This is a genomic window from Rhodoferax sp. RT4P68, from assembly GCF_056521305.1.
This window is the reverse complement of record NZ_JBWMBB010000005.1, coordinates 224,582-242,104: the sequence shown is the minus strand read 5'-3', so window position 1 is coordinate 242,104 and position 17,523 is coordinate 224,582. Positions and strand designations below refer to the sequence as shown.

The following is a 17,523-nucleotide window of genomic DNA, read 5'->3' as shown; positions in this document are numbered from 1 at the left end:
CATGGCAGCCGCTGGCCTACGGGGCGCGCAGGGGCCACGGCTACACTGAAACGCTCCACTTTGCCGGGTTGCCCAACGTGTCCGATCGCTTTGCCGTCTTGCCGCAGTACCTGTTGCCCAAACACCGGTTGACCCGCTTCGCGGGGTGGGTGGCCTCGCGCCGGCGCGGTGAGCGGACCACGCGGCTGATCCGCTGGTTCGTCGGCAAGTACGGCGTGAACATGGACGAGGCGGCAGAGCCCGACATCGCCGCCTACACCAGCTTCAACGACTTCTTCACGCGCGCGCTCAAGCCGGGCGCGCGCCCCCTGGCGCAGGCCGACCTGGTCTGCCCGGTGGATGGCGCCATCAGCCAGTTCGGCCGCATCGAGGACGGGCAGATCTTCCAGGCCAAGGGGCATGCGTATTCGACTCAGGCGCTGGTGGGTGGCGATGCGGCGCTGGCGGCGCACTTCCAGCACGGCAGCTTTGCCACGCTGTACCTGAGCCCGCGCGACTATCACCGCATCCACATGCCCTGCGACGGGCGCCTCACGCGCATGGTCTATGTGCCGGGCGACCTGTTCTCGGTGAACCCGACGACCGCGCGCGGCGTGCCCGGGCTGTTTGCGCGCAACGAGCGCGTGGTGTGCGTGTTCGAGACCGCCCATGGCCCGTTCGTGCTGACGCTGGTGGGCGCCACCATCGTTGGCAGCATGGCCACCGTGTGGCACGGCGTGGTGAACCCGCAGCGCCTGGGCGAGCTGCGCGAATGGCGCTATGGCGAAGGCGAAGCGGGCGGCGCCGTGGTGCTGAAGCAGGGCGACGAGATGGGCCGCTTTCTGTTGGGTTCGACCGTGGTGATGCTGTTTCCGCAGGGGCCGCTGGCGTTCAACCCGGCCTGGGCACCGGGCCGCGCGATCCGCCTGGGCGAGACCATGGCGAACCAGGCCGAGGGCTGAGCGCCACACCGGCAGCCGACGCGCGCGGCACCGCAGGCGCCACACGCGGGCCACCTGGCCGCTACTTGAAGATCACCGTCTTGTGGCCGTTCAGCAGCACCCGGTGCTCGCTGTGCCACTTGACGGCGCGGGCCAGCACCTGACTCTCCGTGTCGCGGCCCATGGCCGTCAGGTCTTCCACCGTCTTGCTGTGGTCGGCGCGGGCCACGTCCTGCTCGATGATGGGGCCTTCGTCCAGGTCCGCTGTCACGTAATGGGCGGTGGCGCCGATCAGCTTCACGCCGCGGTCATGCGCCTGGTAGTAGGGTTTGGCGCCCTTGAAGCTGGGCAAAAACGAGTGGTGGATGTTGATGGCGCGGCCGGCCAGCTTGCGGCACAGATCGTCCGACAGGATCTGCATGTAGCGCGCTAGGACCACCAGCTCGGCCCCTTCCGATTCGATGACCTCGTAGATGCGCGACTCGGCCTGCGCCTTGGTCGCCGCCGTCACTGGGATGTGGTGAAACGGCACGTTGTAGCTGGCCGCCAGTTGGTAGAAATCACGGTGGTTGGAGATGATGGCGCGGATGTCCACCGGCAGCAGCCCGCTTTTCCAGCGAAACAGCAGGTCGTTCAGGCAATGGCCTTCCTTGCTGACCATGATGACGGTGCGCATGGGCTCGGCCGTGGCGTGCAGGCTCCAACGCATGGCGAAGCCTTCGGCGAAAGCGGCCAGTTGCGCTTGGAGTTCGGCGCGCTCGGCACTGCAGGCAAAGCGCACGCGCATGAAGAACAGGCCGGTGGCGTGGTCGTTGTACTGCGCGGCCTCTTCGATGTTGCCGCCGCGCTCGAGCAGAAAGCCCGAGACGGCATGGACGATGCCGGTGCGGTCGGGGCAAGACAGGGTGAGGATGTAGGCGCTGGTCGTCGTCATAGGCGCGGGATTGTCGCAGCGGTAGTTGGGGGCGCGCTGACGGCGGCGGGCCGGCCCGGGCGCTGGGGTCGGTCCTGCGCTCATTGCCGGTCCCGCTCAAGTGTCATGGCCACGACCGGCCCCACGAGGCTCAGCGCTGCATTTGCCGCCGCAGGTCGGCGCAGTGGTCTTTGACGGGCACGGGTGGCGTGGCCCAGATGCTGTCGAATTCTGGCGTGGATCCACTCGCGCCGGGCGGGCCGCCGGCGAGCAGCCGCACGGCCCGCGTCTGCAGCTCTGGCGGCAGGTACCGCGGCACACCCAAGGTGCGGTCCACATGTGCGCTGCCGGCCAGCAACACCACCACCTGGCCAGGCCGCGCGGCGTCCCGCACGGTACCGGCCATGGCCATGTCGCGGGCGATCTGGATGCGGGCCATGGGGGCAATCTGCGTCTCAGGCAACAGCCCGCAATGGCCGGCGCGGATGGCGTCTTGCTGGGCGCGCAAGGCCGGGGCTGGTAGCCGCGCGTCCAGCGTGCTGTCTTGCATGGCGGGCCGCATCGCGGTGCGCGGCAGGTTGGCACCGAGTACCGGCACGCCCGCGCGCACTGCGGCCATCACCGCCGAACCATACGCAGCCCACGGCCACGCTTCGTCGTTCCAGTGCAATGCGTTGCGCACGGCAGCCTCGTCCGCATCGACGGCCAGGCCCCGCGAGCTGCGGCCCTGATCGGTCATCTCCAATGCCAGGGCAACCAGCTGGCCGCGCGCAGCCAAGGCGGCGACGGTCTGGGCGTGGATGGCCTGGTGTTCCGGCGCATCGTGCTGTTCGCCGAGCAGGATCGCGTCTGCCGGGAGCAGGGTCTGCGGGTCGAAAGTGGGGGAGGGATTGCGCGCTAGGGTGCACGCGGTGAGGAAGAAGGCCGCCAGCAAGACCAGCTGGCGCAGGGGAGCGAGGGGTTGGTTGCGGCGAAGCATCCTCTGCATGATGCCGCTTTGGGGGCTGCGCGCAGGCCCACAAGCCCGCTACGCAACAGGGGTCAATGCATCACGACAGGGTTTTGCGCCAGCACGGCATAGCGCTCCAGCGTGTCTTCGACCTCTTCCTGGGTCGGGGTATGGGCACGCCAGGCGGCGATCTGCTGTTGAAACAGTTCAGCCCAGGAGCCATCGAGGTACACCTCTTTCCCCGAGCGCTTGTCGACGATCTCAAAGCCATGGCGCTCGAGCGCCGGATGGCCACCGACCAGGGGCTTCTTCTCGTCCGTGGCACGCGCGACCAGGCCCACACCGTCCTGCATTTGCACGTCGATATCGCCAGCGTGGGGTTCCATGTGGACCACCACAAACGAATCCGAGTCGTAGAGCATGTTCATCGCAAGGACCCTTTCTCTTTGCATCATCTTGCGCTCCAGGTTGCAACATTTGGGCCGGTTTCAAGGCTTAAACCGGGTAGTCCTGCGACTACTTGCACAAAATCTAAGTTTTATTTCACTACGGCGCTTCGGTGCTCCGAACGATCAAATCCATGAAACTGGCATCGGCTTGGGTGATGCGCACACGCACCGGCAAGTACCCCATGCTGGGCGCCAGCCAGGCCTCGACCTTCTGATCGAACTCACGGCGCGGGTTGCGCGTCAGGCGCAGGGTGTCCGTCTGGCCGGCAGTGGGCAGGTACAGCGTCTCCTGCCCCTGCAGCGTGAACGACCAGGTGTCGGTATCACGCGGGCCAACCACTGGAAACGTGATGGTGCTGCCAGCCGGGTAGCTGGCGGGGTCGCCGGCCACCTGCGAGGCCAGCTGCATCAACACGCTGAGCTGATCCTGCGCGTCGGGCAGCAAGGGCGCGCGGGGCGTGGTGGCGCTGAAGCTGACCTCGCCCTTGTCGCGCTCGAAATGGGCGGCCAGGTTGCGTCGGCGCCACTTGTCGGCAAAGCGCGTCGGGGCCAGACCGCGCCCGGTGATGGCGCCGGTGCTGCTGCGCACGCGTTCGCCATAAAAAAACGCGCTGACACCCAGGCTCAGGTCGTAGGTTTGGCCGTCCTGCAACCACAGCATCTCGCCGAAGGCGTGGTAGGCCTGCTGTTTGTGTTCGCCGGTGACGGTGTAGTGGATCCGCACCGAGCCGGGGATGGCCAGGGCCAGGCTGGACGGCTGAGCGTCCGGCTGCGGCGCTGGCGCGGGGGGGGCGGCGACGGGGGCGGAGGCCGCCGCTTCGGGCGCTGCAGCTTCGGGGGCGGCGGCAACGGTGGTCGGCTCCGGCGCAGCGCTCAGCTCGGCGGGCGTGCCTTGCTCGGCCGGGGGCGGCGTCGCGCTCAGGATGGCCGGATCGGCGACCGGCGCAACCGGCGGGGTGGCAGGGCGCGGCCGGGGGCGTGGCTTGGGGCGCGGCGGGGGGGGTGCCGCTGCCGCGGCGGGCGCTGGCGCCTCGGCCACCGGCGGCGGCTGCAACACGATGGTGCGGGTGGTGAAGGCGCGGGTGCGGGCCTTGTCGGGCGGTGCCAGCGAGGCGGGCAAGGTCTGCAGCAGCGCCAGGTGCGCCAACGTCACGCCCAGCACCAGCAGGGCCAGGCCACGGGTGGTAGGGGGCGTGGCATTGGTTGTATCCTGCACGCCCTCGGCAGCCGATCGGTTCCGTCGCACCCGGCCATTGTCCATGCATGCCGGCCATCGGCGCAGGCCCGCCGCCAAGCCCCTTGCGGCAGCGTTCCGCACAGCACACCATGAAACTCGCCACCTACCTGGACGGCTCGCGCGATGGCCAACTGATCGTCGTCTCGCGCGATCTGGCCACCGCCCACTACGCCAGCCAGATCGCCCACCGCCTGCAGCAGGCGCTGGACGACTGGAACTTCATCGCCCCCCAGCTCCAGGATGTCTACGACGCCCTGAACGCCAGCCGCGCGCGCCACGCCTTTCCGTTCGATCCGCGCCAGTGCATGGCGCCGCTGCCGCGCGCCTATGCATGGGCACAGGCCGATGTGTACGACGGCGGCTTCGCGGCCGACACGGACGCACAGGCGGCTGCTGGGCTGGTGTGTGGCGCAGGCGCCTTCGCCGGCCCGTGCGACCCGCTGCGCTGCCCCTCGGAACAGATGGCCGCCGATTTCGGCGCCGGCCTGGCCGTGGTCACCGCCGACATCGCCGCCCGCGCCAGCCCCGAGCAGGCATTGGACGGCGTGCGGTTGCTGATGCTGGTCAACGACACCCGGCTGCGCGCCGCCGGCCTGCAGGAGGTGCAGCGCCGCCTGGCCACCGCCTGCAGCCCCGTCGCGGTGACGCCGGACGAACTCGGCGGCGCCTGGAACCAGGGCCGGCTGCAACGCACGCTGCAGACGCACTGGAACGGGCGTCGTGTGGGCATGGCCGATGCAGGCGCCGACATGCGCCTGCACTTCGGCGAGGTGATTGCCCAGCTCTGCGCCACGCGGCCGTTGGGCGTGGGCAGCGTCGTCGGCGCCGGCCCGGTGCGCAACCGCCCGGTGGACGGCAAAGGCGGGCCGCAATGGCCCAAGGGCTGCCACAGCCTCTTGGACAAGCGCGCCATCGAGACGCTGCAGGACGGCCAGGCCAGCACGGGATATCTGCGCGTGGGCGACAGCGTGCGGGTGGAGATGAAGGGGGACGATGGGCTGAGCGTCTTTGGCGCCATCGACCAGGAAGTGGTGGCTGCCTAGGTACTTGGCGCCTGCCTGCGTCCAACATCTACCAACGCCAGATGCTGTCCATGCTGGGCCAAGGCTGAACTTCGGACAGATCGACCGGAAAATGGCGTGACGCTTCTCTTTTCTTCAGGACCATCCATGCAACGCCGCCACTGCCTCCTCTTCGCCGCCGTCCTCACGCTGACATCCGTCCCCGCCCACGCCCAGCCCGCCGTCGACGTGGAGGGCGCCTGGGTCCGCGCTTCGGTTCCGGGCCAGAGCGGCACCGGCGCCTTCATGAAGATCACGTCCCGCGCCGGCGCGCGGTTGGTCGGCGCGGCTAGCCCCGTGGCCGGCGTGGTCGAGGTGCACGAGATGCGCATGGATGGCGACGTGATGCGCATGCGCGCCATCCCCGGGCTGGACCTGCCCGCCGGCACCGCCGTGGAGCTCAAACCGGGCGGCTACCACGTCATGCTGCTGGACCTGAAGTCGGCGCTGGCCAAGGGCAGCACCGTGCCGCTCACGCTGACCTTCGCCGACGCCAAGGGCACGCAGAGCCAGCTCGCGCTGCAGGTGCCGGTGGCGGCCGTGGCGCCGGGCGCGCCGGCTGCGCAGGCCGCGCACGGTGCACACAAGCACTGAACGACTCAGGCGCGCCGCCTTGCATTAAGCTGTGACGGGGCCGGTCTGCCACCGACCTTCACCGCCAGTTAACGACCACAAAGACGAGGAGACCTCATGAGCGACGACACATCCGCATCCGGCTTCGGCAAGTTCGTGCCCGGCTTCGATTTTCTGCAAAGCCTGGCCAAAGGCGCCGCGCAGAGCATTCCGCAAATCCCCAGCCTGGGCAGCTGGGTGGCGCCCACGCTCAGCGTCGAAGAGCTGGACAAGCGCATCACCGAGCTCAAGGCCGTGCAGTTCTGGCTCGACCAGAACGCCATGGCGCTGAAGGCGACCGTGCAGGCGCTGGAGGTGCAGAAGATGACCCTGGCCACACTCAAGGGCATGAACGTCAGCATGAGCGAAGTGGCCAAGGCGTTCACGCCCAAGGCGGTCGAGCCCAGCGAAGCACCTGCGCCACGCCCCGCTGCCCGGCCAGCGCCTTCACCCAGCGAGTCGCCACGTGCCGAATCGGCCGATGTGGGCGACGCGGACGAGGGGTCTGACAGGAAGAGCATGCCCGGCGTGGTCGACCCCATGCAGTGGTGGGGCGCGCTGACCCAGCAGTTCCAGCAGATCGCCAGCACCGCGATGAAGGATGCTGCCGCCCGCAGTGCGCACATGCCTGGCGCCTTGGCCGTGACCGCACGCAAGAGCGCTGCCAAGGCCCCGGCCAAGCCGGCCGCCAAGGCGCCGGTGGCCAAGAAGGCCGCAGCGCGCAAGCGGGCGCGGTGAGCCTCGCCAAGCCGCCCATGGAAGCTTCGCTCCGCCGCCGCGGCCTGAGCGCAACGCCGGGCCGCACCTAGCGAGCGCGCCCGCCGTGCGCAGCCTGCAAGCGGCGCGGCGCGCTTGACCCTGGCCACATCCAGGCTGTGGCTGATCGTGGCAGGATGGACCCATGAAACTCTTTCCCTACGGACACGCCACGCATCCGCAGTGGCGCATGGCGGCCGGGCTGGTGCTGGCCCAGCTGCGCGCGCAGATGGCGCTGCCGGACTACGCCGCCTCGCCCGGCCTGGGGCTGCTCTACATCACCGACCACTACGCCAGCGCGGCGCAGGACATCCTGGACCACCTGAGTGCCGAGCTGCCCGAGGTGACCGATTGGTCCGGCACCGTCGGCGTGGGCATCGCTGCCAACAACGTGGAGTACTTCGACGAGCCGGCGCTGGCCGTCATGCTGTGCGGCGTGCCCGCGCACGACTACCGCGTATTCTCCGGCGTGGCGCCGTTGGGGATGGGCTTTCAGGCGCACACGGCGCTGGTCCATGCCGACGCCAACACGCCCGATGTGACCGAGCTGATCGCCGAGATGGCCGGCCGCACCGACACCGGCTACCTGTTCGGCGGCCTGGCCTCCAGCCGGTCGGACGTGGTGCAGTTCGCCATCGGCGGCAACGGCAACATCAAGGGCCACGGCGCGGCGCGCGGCGTGTTTCGTGGCGGCCTGTCGGGCGTGGCTTTCACGCAGGACGTGGCCCTGGTCTCGCGCGTCACGCAGGGCTGCCAGCCGATCGCGGCCGAGCGCAGCGTCACCAAAAGCGAAGGCAACGTGGTGACGGAGCTGGACGGCCAGCCGGCGCTGCAGGTGCTGCTGGCCGACCTCGGCGTCACCCTGGACGAACCGCGTGAAGCGCTGGCCCGCGTGCGCGCCACGCTCGCCGGCCTGCGCGCGGCGCCGGGCATGGCCGGCAGCGACGGCGTGCGCCGGCCCGGCAGCTTCGGCCCGGACGTGCGGGTGCGCCACATCGTCGGGCTGGGCCCGTCGCGCCAGGGTGTTGCGATTGCCGAGGCGGTGGAGGTCGGCACACGCCTGGCCTTCTGCCAGCGCAACCCGGTGGCGGCGCGGGCCGACCTGGTGCGCGTGTGCGCCGAGATCCGCGAAGAGCTGGAGCCCGAAGAGATGGCGGTGGACGCCGCCCACGCGCTGGCCGCCAACGTCGCCGCCTCGGCCCCGCACCCGGCGCGCCGCATGGCCGGTGCCGTCTATGTGAGCTGCGCCGGGCGCGGGGGCCCGCACTTCGGCGGCCCCAGCGCCGAGATGCAGATCGTGCGCCATGCGCTGGGCGACGTGCCGCTGGTCGGCTTCTTTGCCGGCGGCGAAATCGCGCGGCACCACCTGTATGGCTACACCGGCGTGCTGACGGTGTTCACCGCCGCCGACTGATCAGCGCCGCAGCGCCGTGCATGCGGCGAACTCCCCGCCGCGGCCGCCCGCGAGGTCCGTGGGCACCGTGCGGCACTCTTGTTCGCAGGAGCCTCGCGCATGCCTACCCGTCCCTCTTTCTTGTCCCGGTCCGAATGGGGCTTGCTGCTGGTCAGCCTCGTGCTGACCGCGCTGGCACTGTGGGGTCCCACGCTGGTGCTGCCGTTGGCGCCGCATGACTTCGCCGACCGGCGCCAACTGGCCGGCATGCCCAATGCGCTCGACGTGCTCAGCAACCTGGGGTTCGGGGTGCTCGCGGCTTGGGGGCTGTTCGTATTGCGCAGTGCGTGGGCTGGGTTGCAGGCGACGACGCGAGGGCTTGCCGCACTGTTCTTCGTCGGGCTGGCGCTGACGGCGCTGGGCTCGTCTGTCTACCACTGGCAGCCCGACGATGCCGGCCTGGCGCTGGACCGGCTCGGCATGGGGGTGGCCTTTGCCGGCGTGCTGGGGCTGGGCGCGGCCGGGCGCATCAGTGACCGGGCGGGTGGGGCGCTGGCGACCGTGCTGTTGCTGGCCACGCCGCTGGCGGTTGCGGCCTCGCTGGTGCAGGACGAGGTGCGGCCCTGGGCCGTGCTGCAGGGCGGCGGCATGCTGCTGGTGTTGGCCTTCTCCGTGCTGCCGCCGCGCCCTGGCGTGCCGGTGGTTCGGCTCGGGGCTGTGATCGGGCTTTACGCCCTGGCCAAGCTGTGTGAGCTGGGCGACCACGCCATCTTCGACGCCACGACCGGCGTGATCTCAGGCCACAGTCTCAAGCACCTGATCGCGGCTGGCGCTGCCTGGCCGGTGCTGGCCGCGCTGCGCCAGCCGGTAGCATCCGCGCCATTCACCGATCTCCGCCATGACCACTGACCCGTCCGCCCACCCGAACCAGTTCGCCCTGCTGCGCCAGCGGCGTTTCGCGCCATTTTTCTGGACCCAATTCTCCGGTGCGGCCAACGACAACCTGTTCAAGTTCGCGTTCACCGTGATGGTGACCTACCAGCTCAGCCTGTCGTGGCTGCCGCCGTCGATGGCGGGGCTGGTGATCGGCGCGCTGTTCATCCTGCCGTTCCTGCTGTTCTCGGCCACCAGCGGCCAGTTGACGGACAAACTGCCCAAGACGCAGGTGATCCGCTTCGTGAAGAACCTGGAGATCGCCATCATGGCGTTGGCAGCCTGGGGCTTTCTGAGCACGGCCCCTGCGGTGCAGGTGCCGGTGCTGCTCCTATGCACCTTCCTGATGGGGCTGCATTCCACCTTGTTCGGCCCGGTCAAGTTCGCCTACCTGCCGCAGGTGCTGAGCGAGCGCGAGCTGACGGGCGGCAACGGCATGGTCGAGATGGGCACGTTCGTGGCCATCCTGCTGGGCAACATCGTCGGCGGGCTGTTGATCGCGCTGCCCGGTGTCGGTCGGCCCAGCGTGGCCGTGGCCTGCCTGGCGTTGGCGGTGCTGGGCCGGCTCGCAGCGCAGGGCATTCCGCCGCTGCCGGCCACCGACCCGGGTCTTCGCATCAACTGGAATCCCATCAGCGAGACCTGGCGCAACCTGAAGCTGGCGCATGGCAACCTGGTGGTGTTCCGCTCGCTGCTGGGCATCAGCTGGATGTGGTTCTTCGGCGCCGTGTTCCTGAGCCAGTTTCCCAGCCTGGCCAAGGAGGTGCTGCACGGCGACGAGCAGGTCGCCTCGCTGCTGCTGGTGGTGTTCTCCATCGGCATCGCGATTGGCTCGCTGCTGTGCGAGGTGTTGAGCCGGCGCCATGTGGAGATCGGCCTGGTGCCGCTGGGCGCGATCGGCATGAGCGTGTTCTCCATCGACTTGTACTTCGCGCTGCGCAGCCTGCCGGACGCGGCCGTCATGGGCTTGGGAGCGTTCCTGGCGCAGGGCGCGCATTGGCGTGTGATGGCCGATCTGGCGTTGCTAGCGCTGTTCGCCGGCTTGTACAGCGTGCCCATGTACGCGCTGATCCAGTTGCGCAGCCCGGCCACGCACCGCGCCCGCATCATCGCGGCCAACAACATCCTGAACGCGCTGTTCATGATCGCCAGCAGCCTGATCGCCGGGTCGCTGTTGGCGGCCGGGTTCACGGTGCCGCAGATCTTCCTGTTCACCGGCCTGGCCAACCTGGTGGTGGCGGCCTACATCTTCCTGCTGGTGCCCGAATACCTGCTGCGCTTCATCGCCTGGGTGCTGTCGCACTTCGTCTACCGCTTTCGCGTGCAGGGCGACGCGCACATTCCGACCACCGGCCCGGCCGTGCTGGTGTGCAACCACGTCAGCTTCGTCGACGCGATCTTGCTGATGGCGGCCAGCCCGCGGCCGATCCGCTTCGTGATGGACCACCGCATCTTCCGCGTGCCGGTGCTGGGCTGGCTGTTCCGGCTGGCCAAGGCGATCCCGGTCGCGCCGCACAAGGAAGACCCGGTCGCCTATGCCGGCGCCTTCGAGGCCGCAGCCCAGGTGCTGCGGGGCGGCGATCTGCTGGGCATCTTTCCCGAGGGCGGCATCACGCGCGATGGGCAGCTGATGCCATTCAAGGGCGGCATCGCCAAGATTCTGGAACGCGCCCGCGCCGACGGCCTTGTCGTGCCGGTGGTGCCGATGGCGTTGACCAATCTGTGGGGCTCGTATTTCAGCCGCATCGAGGCTGGCGGCGCCATGGTGCGGCCGTTCCGGCGCGGTGCGTTCACCCGCGTGGGGCTGAACGTGGGGCCGACGCTGGCGGCCGAGGCGGCGACGCCCGAGGCGCTGCAGCGTGAGGTGGCTGTGTTGCTGCAAAAAGGCATCTGATCGAGAAACGCCGGGTGCATTCAGTGGTTCTGTGGCCTGACATTCGGCGACCATCGGATCCGTCTTCAACTGGATGGCGTGCGCGGCTCTTGGCGCCGCGCCGGTCGTTCTGCAACCCTGGTAGAGACAGTTCATGAGCAACGCCTTGCGTCTTTCCGAAAAGTGGTTTCGCCGCGGCCTGTGGCTGGTGGCCTTCGTGTTCGCGAGCTTCCTGATCGGACTCGGCGGCAGCATCGTCGGCGATCTGCCGCAGGTCGAGCGCAGCCTGCAGGCAGACGACTTCATCGACCGCGCTGCCGCAGAGCCGCTGCGCGCCCAGCTGCGCGAGGGCGAGCTTGCGCAGCAGCGATCGAATGCCGAGCGCGAGCAGGCCGAGCTGGCGCTGCAGGTCGCGCAGCAGGCCACCGCCGCCGCACGCGAGACCTTCACGAATTGGTTGGCGACCCGGCGCGCCACCGCGCAGCCCGACCAGGACGCCGAGCTGATCATGCGAACCCAGGCGCTGGACGCGTTGAAGGCCAGGGAAGGCGAAGCCCAGCGGCGCATCGACGCGCAACGGCAGGCGACGCTGGATGCCGAGCAGTCGCTGGACCGCGTGCGCGAGCAACTCAGCGAACTGGAAGCCGTGGCGCACGATCGCCTGCAGGCCGAGAACCGGCGGATCGAACTGCGCGTGTTCGGCTACCGCCTGGCGCTCACGTTGCCGTTGCTGGTGGTGGCGGGCTGGCTGTTCGCCAAGAAGCGCAAGAGCACCTACTGGCCCTTTGTCTGGGGCTTCATCTTCTTCGCGCTGTTCGCCTTCTTCGTCGAGCTGGTGCCGTATTTGCCGAGCTACGGCGGCTATGTGCGCTACGTCGTAGGCATCGCGCTGACCGTGCTGGTCGGCCGCTACGCCATCGTCGCGCTGAACCGGTATCTCGCGCGCCAGAAGCTGGCCGAAGACCAGCCCGACGTGGTCCGCCGCCACGAGTTGAGCTACGACGTGGCGCTGACGCGGCTGGCCAAAGGCGTGTGCCCCGGCTGCGAGCGGCAGGTGGACTTGAAGGCCGCCGGGCTGGACTTCTGCCCGCATTGCGGCATCGGCCTGTTCGACCGTTGCGGGCACTGCGCGACGCGCAAGAGCACGTTCTCGAAGTTCTGTTTTTCTTGCGGCACGCCGGCGGGGCGGGAGCCGGTCGATGTCTCGGCGGCGGCTGGCGCGGCCGCGCTACCGGTCGCCCCACGGACACCCGGCGCCCCTGCCGCCTGACGCGGCGTTAGCCGGGTGGCTGTGGCTGCGGCTGCGGCTGCGGCTGCGGCTGCGGCTGCGGCGATGGTGCTGGTGCTGATGCCGGTGCCGGTGCCGGGAGCTGCTCCGCGCGGATGCTCAGCACCCATTCGCGCCAGATGGCCACCAGCAGCGCCATCAGCACCGGCCCGACGAACAGGCCGACGAAGCCCATCGTTTTGACGCCGCCGACCAGGCCGAAGAATGTCGGCAGAAAGGGCAGCTTGACCGGCCCGCCCACCAGGCGCGGGCGCAGCGTCTTGTCGACGATGAACAGTTCCACCGAACCCCAGACGAACAGGCCGACCCCGGCCGCCAGGTGCCCGGCACCGACCAGGTACAGCGACACCAGCGTGAACGCCAGCGGCGCCCCCCCGGGGATCAGCGCCATGAAGCCGGTGACGACACCCAGCAGCACCGGCGAGGGCACTCCCACGACCCAGTAGGCGATGCCCAGCACCAGGCCCTCGCCCAGGGCGATCAGGCCCATGCCGGTGACGGTGGCGCTGACTGTGGCCGGCACTACGCGCGAGAAGCGCTGCCAGCGCAGCGGCAGCGCGCGCTCACCCACGGCGTCCAGCTGCGTGACCATGCGCGCGCCGTCCTTGTAGACGAAGAACAGGGTGATCAGCATGAACAGGATCGTGAGTGCCAGCCCCAGCAGGGTGCCGGTGGTGGTCAGCGCCAGCCGGTAGATGTTGCCGATGTGCTGGCCGCTCAGCAGTTGTACCCATTCACCCAGCGCCCCGGGCTCGCCGAGGTGCTCGCGCCAGTACACGGCCATGCGCGCGCCGGCCAGCGGAAATTCCTGCACCCAGCGCGGCACAGGCGCCCCCAGGCGATTGGCCTCCAACAGCCAGCGGACGAAGCTGCCGGCCTCCTGCAGTGCGAAGTGCAGCGCCAGCGACAGCGGCACGATCAGCCCCAGCACCACGACGACGGTGGCCAGGCTGGCGGCCAGCGCCGTGCGGCCGCCGCAGCGCTGCACCAGCCGTTCGTACAGCGGCCAGCTGGCAAAGCCGATGATCAGCGCCGCCAACACCGGCACGACGAAGCCGCGGAAGAAATAGACGCCCGCCGCGAGCAGGAGCAGCAGCAGGACGCGGGCGATGAGGGGGGCTTGCAGGACGGGGCGCATGGGCCTTACACGCCGCGCGCGCGGTCCGCCTTGAAGCGCTGGCGGAATTCGGCAAACTGGCCCGCATCCAGCGCCTCGCGCACCTCGCGCATCAGGTTCAGGTAGTAGTGCAGGTTGTGAATGCTGGTCAGCATCGGCCCGAGCATCTCGCCGCAGCGGTCCAGGTGGTGCAGATAGGCGCGCGAGAAGCCGGCGCGGCCGCCCGCGTCCCAGGCGACGCCATCCACGCCGGCGCAGGCATGGCAGGTGCAGGTGGTGTCCAGCGGGCGCTCGTCGCTGCGGTGCTTGGCGTTGCGGATCTTGAGGTCACCAAAGCGCGTGAACAGCGTGCCGTTGCGCGCGTTGCGCGTGGGCATCACGCAGTCGAACATGTCCACGCCCTGGGCCACGCCCTCGACCAGATCTGCCGGCGTGCCCACGCCCATCAGGTAGCGCGGCTTGTGCGCCGGCAGCCGGTGCGGCGTGTGCGCCATGATGCGCAGCATCTCCTCCTTGGGCTCGCCCACGCTCACGCCGCCGATGGCGTAGCCGGGAAAGTCCATGGCCACCAGTTGCTCCAGCGACTCTTGCCGCAGGTGTTCGAACATGCCGCCCTGCACGATGCCGAAGAGGGCATTGGGGTTCTGCAGCCGCGCGAACTCGGTGCGGCAGCGCTCGGCCCAGCGCAGGCTGAGTTCCATCGAGACACGGGCCTCGGCCTCGGTCGTGATGTGGCCGTTGGTGTCGTAAGGCGTGCACTCGTCGAACTGCATCACGATGTCGCTGTTCAGATCGGTCTGGATCTGCATGCTGACCTCGGGCGTCAGCAGCAGCTTGTCGCCATTGACGGGCGAGGCGAATTTGACGCCCTCTTCGCTGATCTTGCGCATCGCCCCCAGGCTCCAGACCTGAAAGCCGCCCGAGTCCGTGAGCATGGGCTTGTTCCACTGCTCGAAGCGGTGCAGCCCGCCGAACTGGCGGATCACGTCCAGCCCCGGCCGCATCCACAGGTGGAAGGTGTTGCCCAGGATGATCTGCGCGCCCATCTCGTCGAGCGAACGCGGCATCACGCCCTTGACGGTGCCGTAGGTGCCCACGGGCATGAAGATGGGCGTCTGCACCACGCCGTGGTTCAGCGTCAGCGTGCCGCGGCGGGCGTGGCTGGTGGGGTCGGTGGTGAGGAGTTGGAAGTGAAGCATCAGGTCTTGGAGAAATAGCGCACGCCCGGCAGGCCTTCGAAGTGGACGTCTTGGGTCCACAGCGTTGCTCCGCGCGCTTGGGCGCAGGCGTAGATCAGGCTGTCAGCAAACGGCAGACCATTGGAGGCTGCGGCCAGAGCGAGTGGTAGCGTGAGGTCCATCACATCGCCGCATTGCATCAATGCGGCCGCTTCGGTGGCAGCGTCCTCCCCAAGTTCGCGGCGAATCTTCTTGTACACCTCGTAGACCGTCACCACCGGCACGATCAGCAGTTCGACCGCGAGGATGGGTGCACGGAACAGCTCCAGTCGGTCCGAACGGGCAAAGAACTCCAGCCAGCAGGAACTGTCGAGCACTAGCGGGCCAAGGGGCGCGCCGCGCTTGGCTGTCGTGCTCAAAAGCGCTCCGGGTCGTCGTCGATGTCAGTGTTGCGCAAGCCGGCCGCGATGCCGATGTAGTCGGCCGCCGGCTTGATCGGCACGAGACGGATCACGTTGCCGAAATCCAGCACGGCCATCTTGGTGCCGGGACGGATGCTGTGGTGCTCTCGCACCGACTGCGGAATGACCACTTGGTACTTGGGCGACACGGTGACGATGTTGCTTTTCATATCGATGATTTTATCGTAGTACGATCACTTGATCGATCACGATTCGAGGGGTTCAGGCGAGCGGCGCTGCAGCAGCATCGCATCCCCATAGCTGAAGAACCGGTAGCCCGCACGGACCGCGTGGGCATACAGCGCCATCACATGCTCGTAGCCCGCAAAGGCACTGACCAGCATCATCAGCGTGCTCTTGGGCAGGTGGAAGTTGGTGACCAGCACATCGACATGCTGGAACGCGAAGCCCGGTGTGATGAAGATGCGCGTGTCGCCGGTTGCTTCGCCGCTCTTGGCCCAGGATTCGAGTGTGCGCACCGTCGTCGTGCCCACGGCGACCACGCGGCCACCTCTGGCCTTGCAATCGGCAATCGCCTGCTGCGTGGCGGCGGGCACCTCGTAGCGCTCGGCGTGCATGGTGTGCTCGGCGATGTTCTCGGTCTTCACGGGCTGGAAGGTGCCGGCGCCCACGTGCAGCGTGACGTTGGCGCGCTGCACGCCGCGCGCCTCCAGTTGCGCCAGCAGAGCCTCGTCGAAATGCAGCGCGGCCGTGGGCGCGGCCACAGCGCCGGGCACGCGGGCGAACACGGTCTGGTAACGGCTCTCGTCTTCCAGCGAATCCGTGTGCGTGATGTAGGGCGGCAGCGGCACGTGGCCGCAGCGGGCCATCAGCGCGTAGGGGTCTTCGCCCGCGTCGCTCTCGAACGCGAAGCGGAACAGCGGGCCGTCGTCCTCGGGCCAGCGGCCGAGCAGGGTGGCGCGAAAGCCCCCCACCATCTGCAGCGTGGTGCCCACGGTCGGCTTCTTGCTGACCTTCATGTGGCACACCACTTCCTGGCCCTGCAACACCCGCTCGACCAGCAGCTCCAGCTTGCCGCCCGTGGGTTTCTCGCCGAACAGGCGCGCCTTGACGACCTGCGTGTCGTTGAACACCAGTAGATCTCCCGCACGCAGCAGCGTGGGCAGGGTGTGGAAGATGCGGTCGACCGGGGTGGCGCCGGTGCCGTCCAGCAGGCGCGAGGCGCTGCGTTCGGTGGCGGGGTGTTGCGCCACCAGTTCGGGCGGCAGGTCGAAATCGAAATCAGAGAGCGTGAAAGCGCGCATGGGCTTGAGGGCTGGACAGGCCCGTTCCAAGGAAGCGTGGGATTCTCCCATGCCCCCTGCGCAGCCTTCGCATGCCATGCAAAATCCGCCGATGCCAACCACACCCACCACCGCTGACCCGATCCGCTTCGGCCCCGTGCCGCAGCATGTGCTGGTGACCGGGGGCACGGGCTTCATCGGCCGGCTGCTGGTGCAACACCTGGTGCAAGGAGGCCATACGGTCACGGTCTGGACACGCAACGCCACCGCCGCTGCCCGCCATCTGGGCGCCGGCGTGCGCTGCGTGGAGCGGCTGCAGGACATCGCGCAGCAGCAGCAACCCTGCGACGTGGTCATCAACCTGGCGGGTGCGCGCATCCTGGGCCTGCCGTGGACTGACGCGCGCCGTGCGCAGCTGCTCGCCAGCCGCGAGGGGCTGACGAACCAGCTGGTCGAGTGGATGGCCGGCCTGCCGCGCAAGCCTTGGCTGCTGCTCTCGGCCTCGGCCGTCGGTTACTACGGGGTGCAGTCTCCGAGAGACGACTCCGCCCTCACCGAAGACGCGCCGCCGCAGCCCATCTTCATGTCCGAGTTGTGCCAGCGCTGGGAGCAGGCCGCCATGCGCGCGGCGCCGCTGGGTGTCGAGGTGGTGCGCCTGCGCTTTGGCGTGGTGCTGGGGCGCGGGGGCGCGCTGCCGCAGTTGCTGCTGCCGATCTCGCTGGGCCTGGGCGGGCCGCTGGCCGGCGGGCGGCAATGGTTCTCATGGGTGCATGTGGAGGATCTGCTGCGAGCCATCGCCCACACCTGGACCTTGGCCCGCCAAGCGCACGACGCCGGCCGGGCACCTGCCACGCCGGTCTACAACGTCACCGCACCGGGCACCGTGCGCCAGGCCGAGTTCAGCCGTATCGCTGCCAAGCTGATGCACCGGCCTTGCTTTCTGCCCCTGCCCGGCCTGCCGCTGCGTGTGCTGATGGGCGAGCAGGCCGACCTGCTGCGCGAGGGCCAGCGCGTGGTGCCTGCAGCGCTGCTGCGCAGTGGCTTTGCGTTTCGGTTTTCGGATGCCCAGGCGGCACTGGCCGATCTGCGCTGACATGCAACTGGCAGCACGCGTCAGCGCGCCGCGTCTCTCGTTTCTC

General features: G+C 69.0%; 18 protein-coding genes. 9 read left to right on the top strand and 9 right to left on the bottom strand.

What is annotated here, in order from left to right:
* The first annotated feature begins 77 nt into the window (after positions 1 to 77).
* The gene (gene asd / locus AC099J_RS13075; protein WP_479615689.1) at positions 78 to 941 is read left to right on the top strand and encodes an archaetidylserine decarboxylase; all 864 of its coding nucleotides are present in this window, start codon (positions 78 to 80) and stop codon (positions 939 to 941) included.
* Between the two features lie 61 nt (positions 942 to 1,002).
* Here asd and purU read toward each other — a convergent pair whose 3' ends face one another.
* The 4 genes from purU to AC099J_RS13055 all read right to left on the bottom strand — a co-directional run bounded on the left by purU (position 1,003) and on the right by AC099J_RS13055 (position 4,447).
* Positions 1,003 to 1,854, bottom strand: coding sequence for a formyltetrahydrofolate deformylase (gene purU / locus AC099J_RS13070; RefSeq protein WP_479615688.1), 852 nt, complete (start codon positions 1,852 to 1,854; stop codon positions 1,003 to 1,005).
* Positions 1,855 to 1,984: 130 nt separating this feature from the next.
* A complete protein-coding gene (locus AC099J_RS13065; RefSeq protein ID WP_479615687.1) occupies positions 1,985 to 2,821 on the bottom strand; it encodes a ChaN family lipoprotein in 837 nt (278 codons plus the stop codon).
* Positions 2,822 to 2,874: 53 nt separating this feature from the next.
* A complete protein-coding gene (locus AC099J_RS13060; RefSeq protein ID WP_479615686.1) occupies positions 2,875 to 3,210 on the bottom strand; it encodes a BTH_I0359 family protein in 336 nt (111 codons plus the stop codon).
* A gap of 118 nt (positions 3,211 to 3,328) precedes the next feature.
* Positions 3,329 to 4,447 carry a DUF3108 domain-containing protein gene (locus AC099J_RS13055; protein WP_479615685.1) on the bottom strand — a complete coding sequence of 373 codons (1,119 nt, stop codon included), beginning with the start codon at positions 4,445 to 4,447 and terminating at the stop codon, positions 3,329 to 3,331.
* A gap of 110 nt (positions 4,448 to 4,557) precedes the next feature.
* Between AC099J_RS13055 and AC099J_RS13050 the strand changes: the two genes are divergently transcribed.
* From AC099J_RS13050 to AC099J_RS13020, 7 genes are all read left to right on the top strand, one after another.
* Positions 4,558 to 5,511, top strand: a complete 954-nt coding sequence (locus AC099J_RS13050) for a fumarylacetoacetate hydrolase family protein (RefSeq protein WP_479615684.1) — start codon at positions 4,558 to 4,560, stop codon at positions 5,509 to 5,511.
* A gap of 126 nt (positions 5,512 to 5,637) precedes the next feature.
* A complete protein-coding gene (locus AC099J_RS13045; RefSeq protein WP_479615683.1) occupies positions 5,638 to 6,123 on the top strand; it encodes a copper chaperone PCu(A)C in 486 nt (161 codons plus the stop codon).
* A gap of 96 nt (positions 6,124 to 6,219) precedes the next feature.
* Complete coding sequence (locus AC099J_RS13040) at positions 6,220 to 6,879, top strand: PhaM family polyhydroxyalkanoate granule multifunctional regulatory protein (protein WP_479615682.1); 660 nt, start codon at positions 6,220 to 6,222, stop codon at positions 6,877 to 6,879.
* A 163-nt stretch (positions 6,880 to 7,042) separates the two neighbouring features.
* Complete coding sequence (locus AC099J_RS13035; protein ID WP_479615681.1) at positions 7,043 to 8,311, top strand: FIST signal transduction protein; 1,269 nt, start codon at positions 7,043 to 7,045, stop codon at positions 8,309 to 8,311.
* Positions 8,312 to 8,410: 99 nt separating this feature from the next.
* Positions 8,411 to 9,199 carry a hypothetical protein gene (locus tag AC099J_RS13030; protein ID WP_479615680.1) on the top strand — a complete coding sequence of 263 codons (789 nt, stop codon included), beginning with the start codon at positions 8,411 to 8,413 and terminating at the stop codon, positions 9,197 to 9,199.
* Positions 9,189 to 11,117 (top strand): MFS transporter, encoded by a 1,929-nt coding sequence (locus AC099J_RS13025; RefSeq protein ID WP_479615679.1) that lies wholly within the window; start codon positions 9,189 to 9,191, stop codon positions 11,115 to 11,117. Before AC099J_RS13030 ends, AC099J_RS13025 begins: the two co-directional genes overlap by 11 nt.
* 133 nt (positions 11,118 to 11,250) lie before the next feature.
* Positions 11,251 to 12,366 carry a serine endopeptidase gene (locus AC099J_RS13020; protein WP_479615678.1) on the top strand — a complete coding sequence of 372 codons (1,116 nt, stop codon included), beginning with the start codon at positions 11,251 to 11,253 and terminating at the stop codon, positions 12,364 to 12,366.
* A gap of 7 nt (positions 12,367 to 12,373) precedes the next feature.
* On the opposite strand, the gene AC099J_RS13015 is transcribed toward AC099J_RS13020, so the two are convergent.
* The 5 genes from AC099J_RS13015 to queA are packed head-to-tail and all read right to left on the bottom strand — an operon-like array spanning position 12,374 to position 16,405.
* Positions 12,374 to 13,522 (bottom strand): AI-2E family transporter, encoded by a 1,149-nt coding sequence (locus AC099J_RS13015; protein WP_479615677.1) that lies wholly within the window; start codon positions 13,520 to 13,522, stop codon positions 12,374 to 12,376.
* Between the two features lie 5 nt (positions 13,523 to 13,527).
* Entirely contained in the window at positions 13,528 to 14,700 is a 1,173-nt protein-coding gene (tgt, locus tag AC099J_RS13010) for a tRNA guanosine(34) transglycosylase Tgt (RefSeq protein WP_479615676.1), read from the bottom strand.
* Positions 14,700 to 15,098: a PIN domain-containing protein gene (locus AC099J_RS13005; RefSeq protein WP_479615675.1), complete on the bottom strand. Its 399-nt coding sequence runs from the start codon at positions 15,096 to 15,098 to the stop codon at positions 14,700 to 14,702. Before AC099J_RS13005 ends, tgt begins: the two co-directional genes overlap by 1 nt.
* Positions 15,095 to 15,310 carry an AbrB/MazE/SpoVT family DNA-binding domain-containing protein gene (locus tag AC099J_RS13000; RefSeq protein ID WP_479615674.1) on the bottom strand — a complete coding sequence of 72 codons (216 nt, stop codon included), beginning with the start codon at positions 15,308 to 15,310 and terminating at the stop codon, positions 15,095 to 15,097. The genes AC099J_RS13005 and AC099J_RS13000 overlap by 4 nt, the downstream gene beginning before the upstream one ends.
* 36 nt (positions 15,311 to 15,346) lie before the next feature.
* The gene (gene queA, locus AC099J_RS12995) at positions 15,347 to 16,405 is read right to left on the bottom strand and encodes a tRNA preQ1(34) S-adenosylmethionine ribosyltransferase-isomerase QueA (RefSeq protein WP_479615673.1); all 1,059 of its coding nucleotides are present in this window, start codon (positions 16,403 to 16,405) and stop codon (positions 15,347 to 15,349) included.
* 91 nt (positions 16,406 to 16,496) lie between these two features.
* Here queA and AC099J_RS12990 point away from each other — a divergent pair, with 91 nt between their 5' ends.
* A complete protein-coding gene (locus AC099J_RS12990) occupies positions 16,497 to 17,477 on the top strand; it encodes a TIGR01777 family oxidoreductase (protein ID WP_479615672.1) in 981 nt (326 codons plus the stop codon).
* The last annotated feature ends 46 nt before the right edge of the window (positions 17,478 to 17,523 follow it).

What these genes read in the sequence shown, in the direction of transcription:
- purU (WP_479615688.1), bottom strand. Translation starts at nt 1,854, where the DNA reads ATGACGACGACCAGCGCCTACATCCTCACCCTGTCTTGCCCCGACCGC.
- AC099J_RS13065 (WP_479615687.1), bottom strand. Translation starts at nt 2,821, where the DNA reads ATGCAGAGGATGCTTCGCCGCAACCAACCCCTCGCTCCCCTGCGCCAG.
- AC099J_RS13060 (WP_479615686.1), bottom strand. Translation starts at nt 3,210, where the DNA reads ATGAACATGCTCTACGACTCGGATTCGTTTGTGGTGGTCCACATGGAA.
- AC099J_RS13050 (WP_479615684.1), top strand. Translation starts at nt 4,558, where the DNA reads ATGAAACTCGCCACCTACCTGGACGGCTCGCGCGATGGCCAACTGATC.
- AC099J_RS13045 (WP_479615683.1), top strand. Translation starts at nt 5,638, where the DNA reads ATGCAACGCCGCCACTGCCTCCTCTTCGCCGCCGTCCTCACGCTGACA.
- AC099J_RS13040 (WP_479615682.1), top strand. Translation starts at nt 6,220, where the DNA reads ATGAGCGACGACACATCCGCATCCGGCTTCGGCAAGTTCGTGCCCGGC.
- AC099J_RS13035 (WP_479615681.1), top strand. Translation starts at nt 7,043, where the DNA reads ATGAAACTCTTTCCCTACGGACACGCCACGCATCCGCAGTGGCGCATG.
- AC099J_RS13030 (WP_479615680.1), top strand. Translation starts at nt 8,411, where the DNA reads ATGCCTACCCGTCCCTCTTTCTTGTCCCGGTCCGAATGGGGCTTGCTG.
- AC099J_RS13025 (WP_479615679.1), top strand. Translation starts at nt 9,189, where the DNA reads ATGACCACTGACCCGTCCGCCCACCCGAACCAGTTCGCCCTGCTGCGC.
- AC099J_RS13020 (WP_479615678.1), top strand. Translation starts at nt 11,251, where the DNA reads ATGAGCAACGCCTTGCGTCTTTCCGAAAAGTGGTTTCGCCGCGGCCTG.
- AC099J_RS13015 (WP_479615677.1), bottom strand. Translation starts at nt 13,522, where the DNA reads ATGCGCCCCGTCCTGCAAGCCCCCCTCATCGCCCGCGTCCTGCTGCTG.
- tgt (WP_479615676.1), bottom strand. Translation starts at nt 14,700, where the DNA reads ATGCTTCACTTCCAACTCCTCACCACCGACCCCACCAGCCACGCCCGC.
- AC099J_RS13000 (WP_479615674.1), bottom strand. Translation starts at nt 15,310, where the DNA reads ATGAAAAGCAACATCGTCACCGTGTCGCCCAAGTACCAAGTGGTCATT.
- queA (WP_479615673.1), bottom strand. Translation starts at nt 16,405, where the DNA reads ATGCGCGCTTTCACGCTCTCTGATTTCGATTTCGACCTGCCGCCCGAA.
- AC099J_RS12990 (WP_479615672.1), top strand. Translation starts at nt 16,497, where the DNA reads ATGCCAACCACACCCACCACCGCTGACCCGATCCGCTTCGGCCCCGTG.